This is a genomic window from Actinoplanes sp. NPDC019969, assembly GCF_055562375.1.
This window is the reverse complement of the sequence record NZ_JBVHFK010000006.1, coordinates 116,983-131,654: the sequence shown is the minus strand read 5'-3', so window position 1 is coordinate 131,654 and position 14,672 is coordinate 116,983. Positions and strand designations below refer to the sequence as shown.

Sequence of the window (14,672 nt, the reverse complement as noted above, 5' to 3'; positions counted from 1 at the left end):
GGGCAGTGTGGTGACCCGACGTTCATCGCGCACCAGGCAACGCGGTCCTCGGCCGGTGGAAAATCGGTGGCCGGCGAGCCGGGGTGGGTTTGATGATGGCGGCGTGACCACGATGAAGCCGTACTCCGCCGTCTCTGTCGCTGTGGCCGAACGGGCCGCGCGACAGCAGCCGGCCGCCACGGAAACGGCGGGTGTTCGGCAGCGGTCATGAGCGGCGCGTTCCTCGCCGGCGTCGTCGCCGGTTACGGGATCGCCGTGCCCGTCGGGGCGATCGCGGTACTGATCGCGGGCCTCAGCGCACGAACGTCACTGCGGGTCGGCGCTGCCGCGGGATTGGGCGCGGCCACGGCTGACGGCATCTACGCGCTGGCCGCCGTCGTCGGGGGAGCAGCGGTAGCGGGCGTCATCGCGCCGGTCGCCACGCCGTTGCGCTGGGCCGGGGCGGCGGTGCTGCTCGGGCTGGCCGGGTGGACCGCGTGGGGCGCGCTCCGGCGACCCGGCGTCACGGAACGGGACGAGCGACCGGCCACACCGTTCCGCGCCTACCTGGGAATACTCGGTCTCACCCTGCTCAACCCGGCCACCGTGATCTACTTCGCGGCCCTGGTCCTCGGCAACGGTGGGAGCGGCGGCGGTGTCTGGTTCGTGATCGGCGCGTTCCTCTCGTCGGCGAGCTGGCAACTCCTGATCGCGGGCGGCGGTTCCCTGATCGGCCGCGTCCTGACCGGCCCCCGTGGCCGCCTGATCACCGCCCTGGTCTCGAGCGCCGTCATCACCGTCCTCGCCCTCCGCCTCCTCCTACCCTCCTGACGCCCGCCCTCCCTGCCGGCCGGCCATCTCTTGACGCCCGTCCTCCCTGCCGGCCGGCCACGGCGTAGATCTTGCTCGGCTGGCTCTCATGGCTGTCTCCAGGCGCTCGAGACAGCCATGACGACCAGCCGGGGTTGCACCTGGGCACCGGTAGCCGCGCGACGAGCCCGGCCCCGGGCTGGCCATCAGTGCTGTCTCCAGGCGTTCGAGACAGCACTGATGACCAGCCGGGGTTTCGGCTGTTCGTGAGGGCGGTCTCGGTACAGGTGAGAGCGCCCCGTACCGGCCGCTGGTCGTCAGGCCGGTCCGGGGGTGAGCCTTCTTCTCGGTTACTCAGGTCCGTATCCGCCAGGCCTCGAGCGGGTGAGTCCGCACGCGCCATTGACCACCAAGATCGACCCCCGGCCGGCGTTCTTGTGCGATGCGGTCCGGCACCGCCTGCCCAAGATCTATGAGGCTCGCGTTCTTGGGCAGGTGGCATCGGATTTCCGCAGCTCAGCGCACAAGTAAGAGCAGAAATTCGATCTTGTGCGCCCGGCTCCGGCGTCGAATCCACACGATCGGGCACTGGCCCGGGGAGCCCCGGCCGTAGGCGTGACGGCATCGCCCCGGACAGAGGGCTTGACTACTCGCCGTTCAGCACCCCGGAAGAAGACTCGGGTGGGCGAGACAGCACCCAAGATCGGTCGGGAGAGGGTGCCTAAAGGTGTTTGGCGGCCTCCCGGAGGGAGAGTGGCGACAACTGGCCGGCGTGAGCGGTGAGGAAGGCGCGGACGGCGCCGGGATCGGTCCGGGCGTAGTGGCGTAAGGCCCAGCCGATCGCTTTGCGGACGAAGAAGTCGGGATGACCGGCCTGCCGGGCGCAATAGCCGAACAGCCGTCCGGTGTCGGTCTCGGTGCGGTAGTGCAGCTGGTGCAGGATCGCGGTGCGGATCAGCCACATGTCGTCAGCGGTGGACCACTCGTCCATCCGGGCGGTGAGTGCCGCGTGGCGGCGGACCAGGCCGGCGACGACGTGGGTGGCCAGCGGGTCCACAGTGTCCCACCAGGACCTGGTGGTGATCAGCTCGGCGACGGTGCCGAGGAACGCCGGGCCGGGGACGCGCACGTGGGCGGTCAGGAAGTCGCACGCGAACTGCTGGAACTCCCGCTCCGGGCGCGACCAGCAGGCCACGGCCACGGCTCGCAGGTCGGCCTCGGTGGGTGGTGGCAGGCCGGTCAGCGCGATCCTGGCCTGGGCCCGGCGGACCGCGCTGGTCAGGCCGAGGAAGGGGAACTGGTCGCGCATGTAGGCGGCCGCTCCGACGGCCCGCACCGGGTCGCGGGCGGCTTCGAACGCGCCGGAGAGGCGGTCCATCAGCACTGCCGCGAAGTCGCTCATGCCGGAAATGATGCCAGCGGGGTACGACACGAAACGCCACGTAGGCTGAACCGATGGCGGAACGGGCGGCGGCCGGCGGTGGGAAGTGGGTCGATGTCGCGCCGGAGCGGCTGCCCCGATGGCTGGAGAACTTCGGGACGCGCCATGGGGCGTACACCGCAGAGGGGTTGACCCTGACCGCCGCGGACGGCGCGGTGGCGACGCTGCATCTGCCACCGGGAGCCGGCCCGGCGATGACCGTGAGTGATTTGATCCGGGAGGCGCAGACGCCGCGCAGGCTGGGGCTGCTGCTGGCGCGCAAGGGCGCGGTGGCGGTCGGCATCGCGGACGGTGGCGAGCTGACGGCCTCCAAGGTGGACACCCACTACGTGCAGGGGCGCACGGCGGCGGGTGGCTGGTCGCAGCAGCGCTTTGCGCGCCGCCGGGACAATCAGGCCAAGGCGGCGGCTGCGGACGGCGCCGGGATCGCGGGGCGCATTCTTCTTCCTGAGGTACGGTCGATGGCCGCGCTCGTGACCGGCGGCGACCGTTCCGCGATCGACGCGATCCTGGCGGCGCCCGCACTGGCGGCGGTTGCCGCGCTGCGTACCGGAAGGGTCCTGGATGTGCCGGAGCCGCGGCACGCGGTCCTGGTGTCCGCCGTGGCCGCGGCTCGTGCCGTGCCGATTCTGATCAGCGAGCCGGTTACCCCAGCGCGCCGGCCTTGAAGGTGTCGCACTGCTTCGGGTCGCCGGATTCGTAACCGACCCGGAACCAGCGCTGCCGCTGCTCGGACGTGCCGTGGGTGAACTGCTCCGGGTCGACCCGCCCGCCGCCGCGCTTCTGCAGCGTGTCGTCGCCGATCTGGCCGGCGGCCTGGATGCCTTCCTGGATGTCGGTGTCGGTGAGACTGGTGAAGATCTTGTCGCCGTCCTTGTCGACGGTGGTCGCGGCGGCGTGCGCCCAGGCCCCGGCGTAGCAGTCGGCCTGCAGTTCCAGCTTGACCGACTCGGCATTGGCGCTGCCCGGGTCGCGCTGCTGCCGGCGCCGCATCTCCGCCTCGGTGCCGAGGACGTCCTGCACGTGGTGGCCGTACTCGTGGGCCAGCACGTAGGGCTGCGCGAACTCGCCCGGGGCGCCGAGCTGTTTCGACAGCACCTCGTAGAAGGCCAGGTCGATGTAGACCTTGTCGTCGGCGGGGCAGTAGAACGGCCCGACGCCGGAGTCGGCCGCGCCGCAGCCGGTGTTCACCGCGTTCTTGAACATGTTGGTCTTGGCGGGGACGTACTGTTCGCCGAACGACGCGGGAAGCTCCTGGCGCCAGTAGTTCTGGATCGACGTCACGTACAGCGCGTTACGGCACTCCAGCACCTGCAGTTGCTGCGCGCCGGTGGTGCACTGGCTGATGGGGGTGCCCGCCGTCTCCTGGCCGCCGCCACCGCCCATGGTGTTGATCCCGAAGTATCCACCCACCAGCGCGATCACCAGGGTGATGACGATGCCGGCCAGGCCCCCGCCGCCGATCGGCAGGCCGCCGATGCCGCCACCGCCCGATCCCCGGCTCTGCTCGATCTGACTGGTGTCGATGTCGGCGCGTTCGTTCAGTTCCATGTCGTCCCACCCTCACCACGGTTGCTCCGCCGAGTACCCGGGGACCTCCCGGATTAATCGGGTGGGAGGTGTGAGTGAACGCCCGGTAGGATGGCCGCGTGCTGCTCTGCGAAGGCTGACCTGCCCCGGCGCCGACCGTCATCTGCGATGGCCGGCGCTTTTCTGCGCCCTGAGTCAGCCCGTACACCGAGAGCGAGAACCTTCATGATCACCGCCACCGGACTCGAACTCCGCGCCGGCGCGCGCATCCTCATCTCCCCGACCACCCTGCGGGTGCAGCCGGGCGACCGGATCGGCCTGGTCGGCCGCAACGGCGCCGGCAAGACCACCACGCTGAAGGTGCTGGCGGGGGAGGGGATCCCGTACGCGGGTACGGTCGAGCGCACCAGTGAGATCGGTTACCTCCCGCAGGACCCGCGCACCGGCGACCTGAACGTGACCGGCCGCGACCGCGTCCTCTCCGCCCGCGGCCTGGACAGCATCCTCGCCGAGATGCAGAAACTCGAGGTTCAGCTCGAGGAGAGCTCCGAGGACAAGCTGGTCCGCCTATACGGCCAGCTGGAGGACCAGTTCTCCGCCCTCGGTGGCTACGGCGCCGAGGCCGAGGCCGCCCGGATCTGCGCGAACCTGGGCCTGCCGGACCGTGCCCTGGCCCAGACGATCGGCACCCTCTCCGGCGGTCAGCGCCGGCGGATCGAGCTGGCCCGCATCCTGTTCGCCAACTCCGGGCAGAACGGCAAGGGCATCCTGCTGCTGGACGAGCCGACCAACCACCTCGACCACGACTCGATCGCCTGGCTCCGCGGGTACATGGCCCAGCACAAGGGCGGCCTCATCGTGATCAGCCACGACGTCGAGCTGCTCGACGCCGCGGTCAACAAGGTGTGGTACCTCGACGCCAACCGCTCGGTCGTCGACATGTACAACATGGGCTGGAAGACGTACCTCGAAGCGCGTGAGACCGACGAGCGCCGCCGCCGTCGTGAGCGGGCGAACGCCGAGAAGAAGGCCGGCGCCCTGATGGCGCAGGCCGACAAGATGCGGGCGAAGGCCACCAAGACGGTCGCCGCGCAGAACATGGCGAAGCGTGCCGAGAAGCTGCTGGGCGGCCTGGAGGAGACCCGGACCTCGGACAAGGTGGCGAAGGTCCGGTTCCCGAACCCGGCGCCGTGCGGCAAGACTCCGCTGACCGCGACCGGGCTGTCGAAGTCGTACGGGTCGCTGGAGATCTTCACCGACGTCAGCGTGGCGGTGGACCGGGGTTCCCGGGTCGCCATCCTCGGGCTCAACGGCGCCGGCAAGACCACCCTGCTGCGGATGCTGGGCGGGCTGCTCGAGTCGGACACCGGTGAGGTGCGCGCCGGGCACGGCCTGCGGCTGGGCTACTACGCCCAGGAGCACGAGACCCTGGACGTGGACCGGACGATCCTGGAGCACATGCGCAGCGCCGGCTCCGAGCAGACCGACACCGAGCTGCGGAAGATCCTCGGCGCGTTCCTCTTCTCCGGCGACGACGTGGACAAGCCGGCCGGGGTGCTCTCCGGTGGTGAGAAGACCCGTCTCGCGCTGGCCACCCTGGTCTGCTCCGGGGCGAACGTGCTGCTGCTGGACGAGCCGACGAACAACCTCGACCCGGTCAGCCGGGAGCAGGTGCTCGACGCCATCGCCAACTATCCGGGGGCGATCGTGCTGGTCACCCACGACGCCGGCTGTGTGCAGGCGCTCAAGCCGGACCGGGCGATCCTGCTGCCGGACGGCGACGAGGACGCGTGGAGCGACGACCTCCTGGAGCTCGTCGAGCTGGCCTGAGGGCCGATCATCGCCGATCGTCAGTTGTCAACTGGTGCCCACACAGACAGTGCGATGTTCGGGCGTTTCCGAACAGGTCGGGCACCCGTCGGCCGGTACGCTGCAAGGTCGAGAGTCACTCCACGGAGCGATCCCAGCACTCTCCGGAGCGATCGAGGGCCCGTCCTCGATCGAGTGTTTTCGCAGGTGATCGATGGTCTTGGGCGGCCGGTCGCCGAGCCGGAAATGCGCGCCGAGAGAGTCCCGCCAAACTGTCTGACATTGATGCCCGTGGTAACCGTCAAGTTCCTGACAGTAATAAATGGGCACGTTCACGGGGGCTGGATGCCTGGCGCATGATCGTTCGAGACGGTGTAATGGGTGGGACCGTATCTGACCGCACTGTCTGCGACGTGAGGATTCAAGATGGCAGCCACTGGCACAGCTACCAGTACTGAGAAGGGTCGTCGAATCGTCGGTAGCGAGCGGCAGTCGCTCGCCAAGGACCTGGTGAAGCGTTACACCGGCGGCGAGAGCATCCGCGCGCTGGCCGCCTCCACCGGCCGTTCCTACGGATTCGTCCACCGCGTGCTCACCGAATCGGGCGTGCAGTTGCGCCAGCGTGGCGGCGCACGCCGCCGCAAGAAGGCGTGACGGCGGCCAACGCCGGACCAGGGTCCACCGACGAGGTAGGCGTTCGCTACGAACAGGACGGGCCGGTCGCGACGGTGACGTTGTGCCGGCCCGGCGTTCTCAATGCCCAGACTCCGGCCATGTGGACGGAGCTCGGCAACATTTCCCGGAAATTGCCGGGAGACGTACGGGTCGTCATTGTCCGCGGTGAGGGGCGCGCGTTTTCCGCGGGCCTGGATCTGTCGGTGGCGAAGGGCGACGGCGATTCTTCACTCACCCGGCTGGCGCAGTTGTCGGCAGCCGAGTGCGCGGATCGGATTGCCGGCTTCCAGACCGCGTTCACCTGGCTCCGCAGTCCGTCCATTGTGACGATTGCGGCGGTGCAAGGACACGCGATCGGCGCCGGGTTCCAGCTGGCGCTCAACTGCGACATGCGGATCCTCGCCGACGACGCGCGGTTCTCCATGGCCGAGGTGGCCCTCGGACTGGTGCCCGACCTGGGTGGCACGAAACGGCTCACCGACCTGGTCGGCCCGTCGCGTGCTCTGGAGATCTGCGTCACCGGCCGGCGGATCTCGGCGGACGAGGCGGACCGGATCGGCCTGGCGACGGCCGTCGTGCCGCCCGCCGAGCTCGACGGAGCCGTCGCCGACCTGGCCGCCGCCGTGCTGGCGGCGGACGGCGGCGCGGTCGCCGAGATCAAGGCCCTGCTCGCGGGTGCGCCCCTGCGGTCGTACGCGGAGCAGGACCGGGCCGAACGGGAAGCCCAGACACGGCGGCTCAGCGACCTGCTGGGCGCCGGGGAGTAAGGCACCTCCCGGGATTGTCGTACCCACGGGGCAGACTGTGTCTCGCCCTGTCGAACGACGCCCGGGAGGTGACATGTCCACGAGCTGGAGTGTGCTGCGCTCGATCCAGAACGCGGATCGGGTCAGCAGGCACGAGGTGCGTGCGGGCACGACACGGCGGATCTTCCGCTTCGCGGTGCCGTACCGTCGCGACATCGCGGTCTTCCTGCTGACGGTGGTGCTCGCCGCCGGCATCGGGGTGGCGACCCCGCTGCTCGCCGGTGACGTGATCAACGCGATCACCTCGGCCGAGTCCTCCGCCGTGGTGCGGCTCGCCCTGATGATCGCCGCGCTGGCCGTCGCCGAGGCGCTGCTCTCCCTCGCCCAGCGGTGGTATTCGGCCCGCATCGGCGAGGGCATCATCCTCGACCTGCGCACCCGGGTCTACGACCACGTGCAGCGGATGCCGCTGCAGTTCTTCGCGCGCACCCAGACCGGGGCGCTGGTCAGCCGGCTCAACAACGACGTGGTCGGCGCGCAGCGGGCGTTCACGTCCACCCTCTCCGGGGTGGTCAGCAACGTCATCCAGCTGGTGCTCACGGCCGGCGTGATGTTCACCCTGTCCTGGCAGATCACCGGGCTCTCGCTGCTGCTCCTGCCGGTCTTCATCGTGCCGGCCCGCCGGGTCGGGAAACGGCTCGCCGAGATCACCCGCGAGTCGTACAACCTCGACGCCAAGATGAACGCGACGATGACCGAGCGGTTCAACGTCTCCGGCGCCCTGCTGGTCAAGCTGTTCGGCCGGCCCGGCGCCGAGGCCGCCCGGTTCGGCGAACGGGCCTCCCGGGTTCGCGACATCGGCGTCCAGCAGGCGATGTACTCGCGCACCTTCTTCGTCGCGATGCTGCTGGTGGCCTCGCTGGCGCAGGCCCTGACGTACGGGCTGGGCGGCTGGCTGGCCGTCCGGGGCAGCGTCTCGGCCGGCACCGTCGTCACCCTGGCCCTGCTGCTCACCCGGCTGTACGGTCCGCTCACCGCGCTCAGCAACGTCCGGGTCGACGTGATGAGCGCGCTGGTCTCCTTCGACCGGGTCTTCGAGGTGCTCGACCTGGAGCCCGGCATCACCGAGAAACCCGGCGCCGCCGAGATCCCACCCGGCTCCGGGCGGATCGAGTTCCGTGACGTGCGGTTCCGTTATCCCAGCGCCGACCAGGTCTCCCTGGCCACCCTGGAGGACGTGTCCACGCTGGACACCCGGGCGAACCAGGAGGTGCTCACCGGTCTCGACTTCACCGTCGAGCCGGGGCAGATGGTGGCCCTGGTCGGGCCGTCCGGCGCGGGCAAGTCGACGCTGTCGATGCTGCTCTCCCGGGTCTACGACGTCACCGGCGGCGCGGTGCTGATCGGCGGCGTCGACGTCCGGGACGCGACGCTCGACTCGCTGCGTGACACCGTCGGCGTCGTCACCCAGGACTCGCACCTGTTCCACGAGACGATCGCCGAGAACCTGCGGTACGCCCGGCCCGGCGCCACCGAGGAGCAGATGTGGGAGGCGCTGACCGGGGCCCGGATCGCCGCCCTGGTGCGGGCCCTGCCGGACGGTCTGGACACGGTGGTGGGCGAGCGGGGGTACCGGTTCTCCGGCGGGGAGAAACAGCGGCTCGCGATCGCCCGGCTGCTGCTGAAACAGCCGTCGATCGTGATCCTCGACGAGGCCACCGCGCACCTGGACAGCGAGTCGGAGGCGGCGGTGCAGCGGGCGCTCACCGAGGCCCTGCAGGGACGGACCGCGCTGGTGATCGCGCACCGGCTCTCCACGATCCGGGAGGCCGATCAGATCCTCGTGCTGGACCGCGGGCGGATCGTCGAACGCGGCACCCACACCGAACTGATCGGGGCCGGCGGCCTTTATGCCGACCTCTACCGGACGCAGTTCGCCGACGCGATTCCGGCGCCGGCACGGGACGAGGAGATCGAGATCGTCACCGTCCCGGCGAAAGTCATCGAACCATGATCGAATTCCTGATCTTCGCGATGATCTTCGGGGCGATGCTTTACGGGTTCGCGCGTTTCGCCGGATGGGTCAGACGAAAAGGGATCGGCGGCGGCATCATGGGGCCGATCGATGAGGCCTGGCATCCGTCGGCCGACCGTTTCCGGCGCGAGATCGCGATGCACGAACAGCGGGTCCTGCCGCCCCGGCCCGGCGACGACCGGGACCGGCCATGACGGGCGCGGGCGGTGTCAGAGGGCGCCGCGCAGCGCCGCGAACTCGGTGATCAGCGCGGGCAACTGGAAGTGGGCGTTGAGGCCGCTCGGATTCGGCAGCACCCAGACCGGCACACCGGAGATCGTTCCGGGCTGGCGGCCGATCCGCGCCTTCGGCTGGGCGAAGGCGGCACGGTAAGCGGTCACGCCCAGAACGGCCAGGAACCGGGGGCGGAGCCGGGCCACCCGCTCGGCGAGCAGGGCGCCGCCGTGGACGAACTCCTCCGGGGCCAGTTCGTCGGCGCGGGCCGTGGCGCGGGCGACCACGTTCGTGATGCCGAGCCCGAGCGCGGGCAGCAGATGCTGCTCCGACGGGTGCAGCAGCCGGCCGGTGAAACCCGCGCCGTGCAGCGCCGGCCAGAACCGGTTGCCCGGGCGGGCGAAGTGATGGCCGGTCGCCGCCGAGTACAGGCTCGGGTTGATACCGGAGAACAGCACCAGCAGGTCCGGGCCCTCGACGTCGGGAATGGTCCGCCCGGCGGCGGCCGTCATCTCGCCGGCGCTCGGCCGCCCCACCCGCGCGGCCGCCGTTTGCCCGCCGGTCCGGCCCTGGCGGCGGGCGGAGAGCCGGGTGGACGGTGGGTCGGCTGCCGGGCCGGGTGGGGTGGTCACAGGGCGCGGAGGGCGCCGCCGTCGACCGCGACCGCGACGCCGGTCACGTAACTGGCCGCGGGGGAGAGCAGGAACGCGGCGACACGGCCGAACTCCGAGGGCTCGCCGATGCGGCGCAACGGAACGGACGAGGCGATCCGCTCGGCGGCGTCCACCGGGTCGTCGGTGGCGGCGAGCAGCTCACGGCTGCGGTCGGTCATGAAACGGCCGGGCAGGATGCTGAGGACCCGGACGCCGCGCGGAGCGAACTCGTCGGCCATGTCCTTGGCGACCATCGCCAGCCCGGGCCGGAAACCGTTCGACAGGCCCAGCCCGGTCAGCGGCGTCTTCACCGACGTGGACAGCACCAGGCCGATCGCCCCGCCCTCGGGCAGGGACGAGGCGAAGGTGCGCGCCGCCCGTACCGAACCCAGGAAGACCGTCTCGAACGCACTCGTCCACTGGTCGTCGCTCATGCTCGCCGCGGTGCCCGGAGCGGGGCCGCCCACCGAGATCAGCGCCCCGTCCAGCCGCCCGAACCGCTCCTGTGCCGCGTGCACCAGCTCGCGCGGGGTGCTCGGGTCGGCCAGGTCGGCGGTTACCCCCAGCGCGTGCTCCGGGCCGCCCAGTGTGGCCACCGCCTCCGTCACCCGGTCGTCGTCGCGGGAGGAGATCACCACCCGGGCGCCGTCGCCGACGAGCGCCTGCGCGGTGGCCAGTCCGAGCCCCCGGGAGGCCCCGGTGAGAATGAAGACGCGATCAGCGAGCCCAAGGTCCATATGTCGATACTGCCATCCCACCGGACAGCGCGGCGGCGGTGGCCGCGTCGGCCGGCAGGAACGCCTCGATGGCCAGTTCGGACAGGGTGACGTCGCGCGGGGTGCCGAGGACCGAGGTGATGCTGAAGAAGTTCAGATCCTCGAAGCGGAGCGGGACGACCAGACCGTCCGGGCGTTCCGGCACCTCGCCGCCGGGATAGCCGGCCAGCTCGGCGCGGAGGTCGTGCAGGACCGGGTCGGCGGTGGCGGCGGCCTGCCGGTCGAGGCGGTGCAGGAGGTGCGTACGCCACTCGGCCAGATTCCCGATCCGCGGCGCCATGCCGGCCGGATGCAGGGCCAGGCGCAGCACGTTGACCGGCGGGACCAGCAGCTCCGGGGCACAGCCGGCGGTGAGCCGGGCCACCCCGTCGTTGGCGTCCACCATCGTCCAGTGCCGGTCCACCAGCACCGCCGGGTAGGGCGCGTGCCCGGCGAGCACATTGCGGAGCGCGGTCAGCACGTCCGCCAGCGGCGGGCCGTCCAGCTCCGACTCCGGGTAGGCCGGGGCGAACCCGCCGGCCAGCAGCAACTCGTTGCGGGCGCGCAGCGGGACGTCGAGTTCCTCGGCCAGCCGCAGCAGCATCCGCCGCGTCGGGCGGGACCGGCCGGTCTCCATGAACGACAGGTGCCGCGTGGACACCCCGGACCGGCCGGAGAGATCGAGCTGGCTCATCCGCCGGGTGTCCCGCCAGCCGCGTAACAGCTTGCCGACCTCGCTCATCCCCGCAGCGTAGGGACCGGCCGCGAGGGCCCGCCATTACCCGCGGGGTAATCGACGGCGCTACCCGGTCCCGGTCAGGCTCATGCCGTCAACCGGACGAGAGAGGACGAGCCGATGAGCGACTTCGACAGGATGATCGAGCAGTACCTCGCGGTGTGGAACGAGACCGGCCCGGAGGCGCGCCGGGCGGCGATCGATGAACTGTTCGCGGAGAACGTCCGCTACGTCGACCCGCTCGCGGCGGTCGAGGGCCGGGAGGCGCTGAACGCGGTGATCGGGGCGGCGCAGCAGCAGTTCGCCGGGCTGGTGTTCAGCTCCGGCGGACCGGTGGACGCCCACCACGACCAGGCCCGGTTCACCTGGCACCTGGGCCGGCCCGGCGAGGAGCCGCTGGTGGTGGGCTTCGACGTGGCCGAACGGGACGCGTCCGGCCAGATCTTCCAGGTCCTCGGTTTCATCGACCGGGCGCCCGCCCTCTGACCTCAGGCGGGTTTGCGGACCGCCTCTTCGACGACGTCGAGGACGCGGGTCAGTTCGCCGGGCGGGCGGCCGGTGGCCAGGTGCAGGACCAGGCCGTCGTACGCCAGCTCGAGGAACTGGGTGAGGACCTCGACCGGGACGTCCCGGCGCAGCACACCGGCGTCCCGCTGGCGCTGCAGGCGGTCGCGGGTGGCGTCGGCGATGGCGGCGGAGCGCTGGGCCCACCGTTTCGCGAAGGACGGGTCGGTGCGGAGACGGTGCGAGACCTCCAGCTGGGTGCCGAGCCAGCCGGCGGTGTCACCCTCGCTGTTGCCGGCCCGGTCGAGGAGGTCGCGCATCACCTGCACGAGACCGTTCTGCGCGACGGTCTCGACCATGGTGACGGCGTCGTCCTCGGCGACGGCGAGGAACAGCGACTCCTTGTCACGAAAATGGTGGAAAATCGCCCCACGGGACATGCCGGTGGCTTCTTCGAGGCGGCGCACCGTGGCACCCCCGTAGCCGAATCGGGCGAAACAGTTGCGGGCCGCGCTGAGGATCTCGTGGCGGCGCGCATCTAGCTGGTCCTGACTCACCCTGGGCACGTCACCGATCGTTTCACGGGGCCGGACGGTCCTGCAAGCCGTACGTACGGTTTACAGAAGGACCCCGTACCTCGATCGGATGATGCGAATTTCGTCATGGTCTCAGCGTTTTGTTAACAGTCCTGGGCTGTTCGGTCCCGCGAGCGCTCACGTAAAGTGCCCGCGTGCCTCTAGTCTTCCTCTCCCTGGACGACACCCTGCTCGATCGCAGCGGTGCGTTCCGGCTGTGGGCTAAAGGTTTCCTCGACGAGATCTCCGCGCCCCAGGACGATCTGGAGTGGCTGGTCGCTGTCGACGCGGACGGCCTCACCTCCCGATGGGACCTCGCCGACCGGATCCGCGACCGCTACCGGCTACGGGTGCCGTCGATCGACCTGGTGGACGAGCTGAAGGCCGGACCGCTCACCTATGAACGGCTCGACCCCATGGTGGGTTGCGCCCTGGAGATCGCGGGCGACGCCGGGCTGGTGCCGGTGGTGGTGACGAACGGGCCCACCGAGCAGCAGGAGTCACGCATCCGGCGGACCGGTCTGGACCGGTACGTCGCCGATTGGGTGATCTCGGAGGAGTGCGGCGTCAGCAAACCGAACCCGCGGATCTTCGCGATGGCCGCGCAGCGGGTCCGGATGCGGCTGGCCGGGGCGTGGGTGGTCGGCGACAGCCCGGAGTCGGACATTGGCGGGGCGGCGGCGCTCGGGCTGCCCAGCGTGTGGCTGCACCGCGGGCGGGACTGGGTGGACAACCGGTTCGCGCCGACGAAGGTGGTCGGGAACGTGATCCAGGGCATCTCAGCGATCATGGCGGCGCGCTGAGCGGAAAATGAGTTGCGCGGCTTCCGGCGATCGGCGAGAGTCGACCGCGCACGAGCGAACCGACGAGAGAGAAGGGGGTCGACTTCGATGGCTGTCTTTGTGATGCCTGCTGTCCTCGTTTCCCCGCTTACTTCTTTCTCTGAGGAGACCCTCCCGTGCGCGAGCACTCGACCATGCGTAACAAGCGTCGCAAGTTCGATGACGACGAGCCCGATTTTCTGAAGATCAGCCGGCTGGAGCCGGCTCTCCAGGAGGACCCGGATCTGCCCGAGGAGGGTGACCGGTGGTCCACCTGGGACGGTGCGCTGCACGGCCCGGAGCCGAGACCCGATTGGGTACGCACGGAGCACGGCGCCGTCGACACCGAGCTGGGCATGCTCAAGACCGGCAAGGAAGCGGACGTCTTCCTGGTCCGGCGGGAGCTCCCGGGCACCGACAAGATCAGCATGCTGGCCGCCAAGCGGTACCGCGACGGCGATCACCGGATGTTCCACCGCGACTCCGGCTATCTCGAGGGACGTCGCGTGCGGCGGTCCCGGGAGATGCGGGCCATGGCCAACCGCACCTCCTTCGGCAAGGAGATGATCGCCGGGCAGTGGTCGGCGGCCGAGTTCGACGCGCTGGGCCGGCTGTGGGAGATCGGCCAGGAGAGCGGTCTGGTCCGCGTGCCGTACCCGGTCCAGCTCATCGGCACCGAGCTGCTGATGGAGTTCATCGGCGACTGGGAGACCGGCGAGGCGGCGCCCCGGCTCGCGCAGGTGCGTGCCGAGCCCGATCAGCTCGCCGGACTGTGGCAGCAGATGACCGACGCGCTGTCGGTGCTGGCCCGGGCCCAGGTGGCGCACGGTGACCTGTCGCCGTACAACACGATGGTGCACCGCGACCGGCTCGTCATGATCGACCTGCCGCAGATCATCGACGTGATCGCGAACCCGCGGGGCGCCGAGTTCATCGCCCGGGACGTGCACAACGTGGCGGGCTGGTTCCGGCAGCGTGGACTGACGGTCGACGCCGAGGAGCTGACCGACCGGCTGCTGTACGAGGCCGGGCTGCGCTGACCCGGCGGTGATGCGCGGCCGCCGTGGATGCGGCGGCCGCGTACGCGTCACTGGATGTAGTGCTCGACCTCGTCGGTGGTGTGCGCCTGCTCGGCATCCGGGTCGTGCCCGGCGTCACGGGCCGCGCGGCGCCGGCGCAGCAGGTCCCAGCACTGGTCGAGGGCTTCCTCCAGCTCCTTGAGGCGGCTGTGCTCCTCGTCGGCGGAGATCTCGCCCTGGCTCAGCCGGTTGCGGAGCTTGTGCTCCTCGTCGACCAGTTCGCTGATCCGGCCCAGAACAGTCTTGTCATCCATCGCTGAAGCGTATTCACCACCGGCCGGTTCGTGCCGGGCAGGATGGCAAGATCACAG

Annotated in this window: 17 protein-coding genes; 10 read left to right on the top strand and 7 right to left on the bottom strand. The window is 70.5% G+C overall.

Annotated elements, in window-relative coordinates; translation table 11 throughout:
* Nucleotides 1-207 precede the first annotated feature (207 nt).
* Nucleotides 208-810 carry a LysE family transporter gene (locus tag ACZ3II_RS19320; protein WP_465519042.1) on the top strand — a complete coding sequence of 201 codons (603 nt, stop codon included), beginning with the start codon at nucleotides 208-210 and terminating at the stop codon, nucleotides 808-810.
* Nucleotides 811-1,510: 700 nt separating this feature from the next.
* Here ACZ3II_RS19320 and ACZ3II_RS19315 read toward each other — a convergent pair.
* Nucleotides 1,511-2,191 carry a DNA alkylation repair protein gene (locus tag ACZ3II_RS19315; protein ID WP_465519041.1) on the bottom strand — a complete coding sequence of 227 codons (681 nt, stop codon included), beginning with the start codon at nucleotides 2,189-2,191 and terminating at the stop codon, nucleotides 1,511-1,513.
* A 53-nt stretch (nucleotides 2,192-2,244) separates the two neighbouring features.
* On the opposite strand from ACZ3II_RS19315, the gene ACZ3II_RS19310 reads away from it, so the two are divergent.
* Nucleotides 2,245-2,898 (top strand): acVLRF1 family peptidyl-tRNA hydrolase, encoded by a 654-nt coding sequence (locus tag ACZ3II_RS19310; RefSeq protein ID WP_465519040.1) that lies wholly within the window; start codon nucleotides 2,245-2,247, stop codon nucleotides 2,896-2,898.
* Here ACZ3II_RS19310 and ypfJ read toward each other — a convergent pair.
* Nucleotides 2,876-3,781, bottom strand: a complete 906-nt coding sequence (ypfJ, locus tag ACZ3II_RS19305) for a KPN_02809 family neutral zinc metallopeptidase (RefSeq protein WP_465519039.1) — start codon at nucleotides 3,779-3,781, stop codon at nucleotides 2,876-2,878. The genes ACZ3II_RS19310 and ypfJ overlap by 23 nt on opposite strands.
* Nucleotides 3,782-3,985: 204 nt before the next feature.
* Here ypfJ and ACZ3II_RS19300 point away from each other — a divergent pair, with 204 nt between their 5' ends.
* The 5 genes from ACZ3II_RS19300 to ACZ3II_RS19280 all read left to right on the top strand — a co-directional run bounded on the left by ACZ3II_RS19300 (nucleotide 3,986) and on the right by ACZ3II_RS19280 (nucleotide 9,219).
* Nucleotides 3,986-5,590 carry an ABC-F family ATP-binding cassette domain-containing protein gene (locus ACZ3II_RS19300; protein WP_465519038.1) on the top strand — a complete coding sequence of 535 codons (1,605 nt, stop codon included), beginning with the start codon at nucleotides 3,986-3,988 and terminating at the stop codon, nucleotides 5,588-5,590.
* A 405-nt stretch (nucleotides 5,591-5,995) separates the two neighbouring features.
* Nucleotides 5,996-6,223, top strand: a complete 228-nt coding sequence (locus ACZ3II_RS19295; RefSeq protein ID WP_020510159.1) for a helix-turn-helix domain-containing protein — start codon at nucleotides 5,996-5,998, stop codon at nucleotides 6,221-6,223.
* The gene (locus tag ACZ3II_RS19290) at nucleotides 6,220-7,011 is read left to right on the top strand and encodes an enoyl-CoA hydratase/isomerase family protein (protein WP_465519037.1); all 792 of its coding nucleotides are present in this window, start codon (nucleotides 6,220-6,222) and stop codon (nucleotides 7,009-7,011) included. The genes ACZ3II_RS19295 and ACZ3II_RS19290 overlap by 4 nt, the downstream gene beginning before the upstream one ends.
* A 73-nt stretch (nucleotides 7,012-7,084) precedes the next feature.
* Nucleotides 7,085-9,004 carry an ABC transporter ATP-binding protein gene (locus ACZ3II_RS19285; protein ID WP_465519036.1) on the top strand — a complete coding sequence of 640 codons (1,920 nt, stop codon included), beginning with the start codon at nucleotides 7,085-7,087 and terminating at the stop codon, nucleotides 9,002-9,004.
* On the top strand, nucleotides 9,001-9,219 hold the full coding sequence (locus ACZ3II_RS19280) for a hypothetical protein (RefSeq protein ID WP_465519035.1): 219 nt from the start codon (nucleotides 9,001-9,003) through the stop codon (nucleotides 9,217-9,219). The genes ACZ3II_RS19285 and ACZ3II_RS19280 overlap by 4 nt, the downstream gene beginning before the upstream one ends.
* 15 nt (nucleotides 9,220-9,234) lie before the next feature.
* On the opposite strand, the gene mug is transcribed toward ACZ3II_RS19280, so the two are convergent.
* The 3 genes from mug to ACZ3II_RS19265 all read right to left on the bottom strand — a co-directional run bounded on the left by mug (nucleotide 9,235) and on the right by ACZ3II_RS19265 (nucleotide 11,388).
* Complete coding sequence (gene mug / locus ACZ3II_RS19275) at nucleotides 9,235-9,750, bottom strand: G/U mismatch-specific DNA glycosylase (protein WP_465519384.1); 516 nt, start codon at nucleotides 9,748-9,750, stop codon at nucleotides 9,235-9,237.
* Between the two features lie 116 nt (nucleotides 9,751-9,866).
* Nucleotides 9,867-10,628, bottom strand: coding sequence for an SDR family oxidoreductase (locus ACZ3II_RS19270; protein ID WP_465519034.1), 762 nt, complete (start codon nucleotides 10,626-10,628; stop codon nucleotides 9,867-9,869).
* The gene (locus ACZ3II_RS19265; RefSeq protein WP_465519033.1) at nucleotides 10,609-11,388 is read right to left on the bottom strand and encodes a helix-turn-helix domain-containing protein; all 780 of its coding nucleotides are present in this window, start codon (nucleotides 11,386-11,388) and stop codon (nucleotides 10,609-10,611) included. Before ACZ3II_RS19265 ends, ACZ3II_RS19270 begins: the two co-directional genes overlap by 20 nt.
* 114 nt (nucleotides 11,389-11,502) lie before the next feature.
* Here ACZ3II_RS19265 and ACZ3II_RS19260 point away from each other — a divergent pair, with 114 nt between their 5' ends.
* The gene (locus tag ACZ3II_RS19260; RefSeq protein WP_465519032.1) at nucleotides 11,503-11,868 is read left to right on the top strand and encodes a nuclear transport factor 2 family protein; all 366 of its coding nucleotides are present in this window, start codon (nucleotides 11,503-11,505) and stop codon (nucleotides 11,866-11,868) included.
* A 2-nt stretch (nucleotides 11,869-11,870) separates the two neighbouring features.
* Here ACZ3II_RS19260 and ACZ3II_RS19255 read toward each other — a convergent pair whose 3' ends face one another.
* A complete protein-coding gene (locus ACZ3II_RS19255) occupies nucleotides 11,871-12,452 on the bottom strand; it encodes a TetR/AcrR family transcriptional regulator (RefSeq protein WP_465519031.1) in 582 nt (193 codons plus the stop codon).
* 164 nt (nucleotides 12,453-12,616) lie between these two features.
* On the opposite strand from ACZ3II_RS19255, the gene ACZ3II_RS19250 reads away from it, so the two are divergent.
* Both ACZ3II_RS19250 and ACZ3II_RS19245 read left to right on the top strand, forming a co-directional pair.
* Nucleotides 12,617-13,264, top strand: coding sequence for an HAD family hydrolase (locus tag ACZ3II_RS19250; protein WP_465519030.1), 648 nt, complete (start codon nucleotides 12,617-12,619; stop codon nucleotides 13,262-13,264).
* A 173-nt stretch (nucleotides 13,265-13,437) separates the two neighbouring features.
* Entirely contained in the window at nucleotides 13,438-14,322 is an 885-nt protein-coding gene (locus tag ACZ3II_RS19245) for a serine protein kinase RIO (RefSeq protein WP_465519029.1), read from the top strand.
* Nucleotides 14,323-14,369: 47 nt separating this feature from the next.
* Here ACZ3II_RS19245 and ACZ3II_RS19240 read toward each other — a convergent pair whose 3' ends face one another.
* Nucleotides 14,370-14,615, bottom strand: a complete 246-nt coding sequence (locus ACZ3II_RS19240) for a DUF2630 family protein (RefSeq protein ID WP_465519028.1) — start codon at nucleotides 14,613-14,615, stop codon at nucleotides 14,370-14,372.
* Between the last annotated feature and the right edge of the window lie 57 nt (nucleotides 14,616-14,672).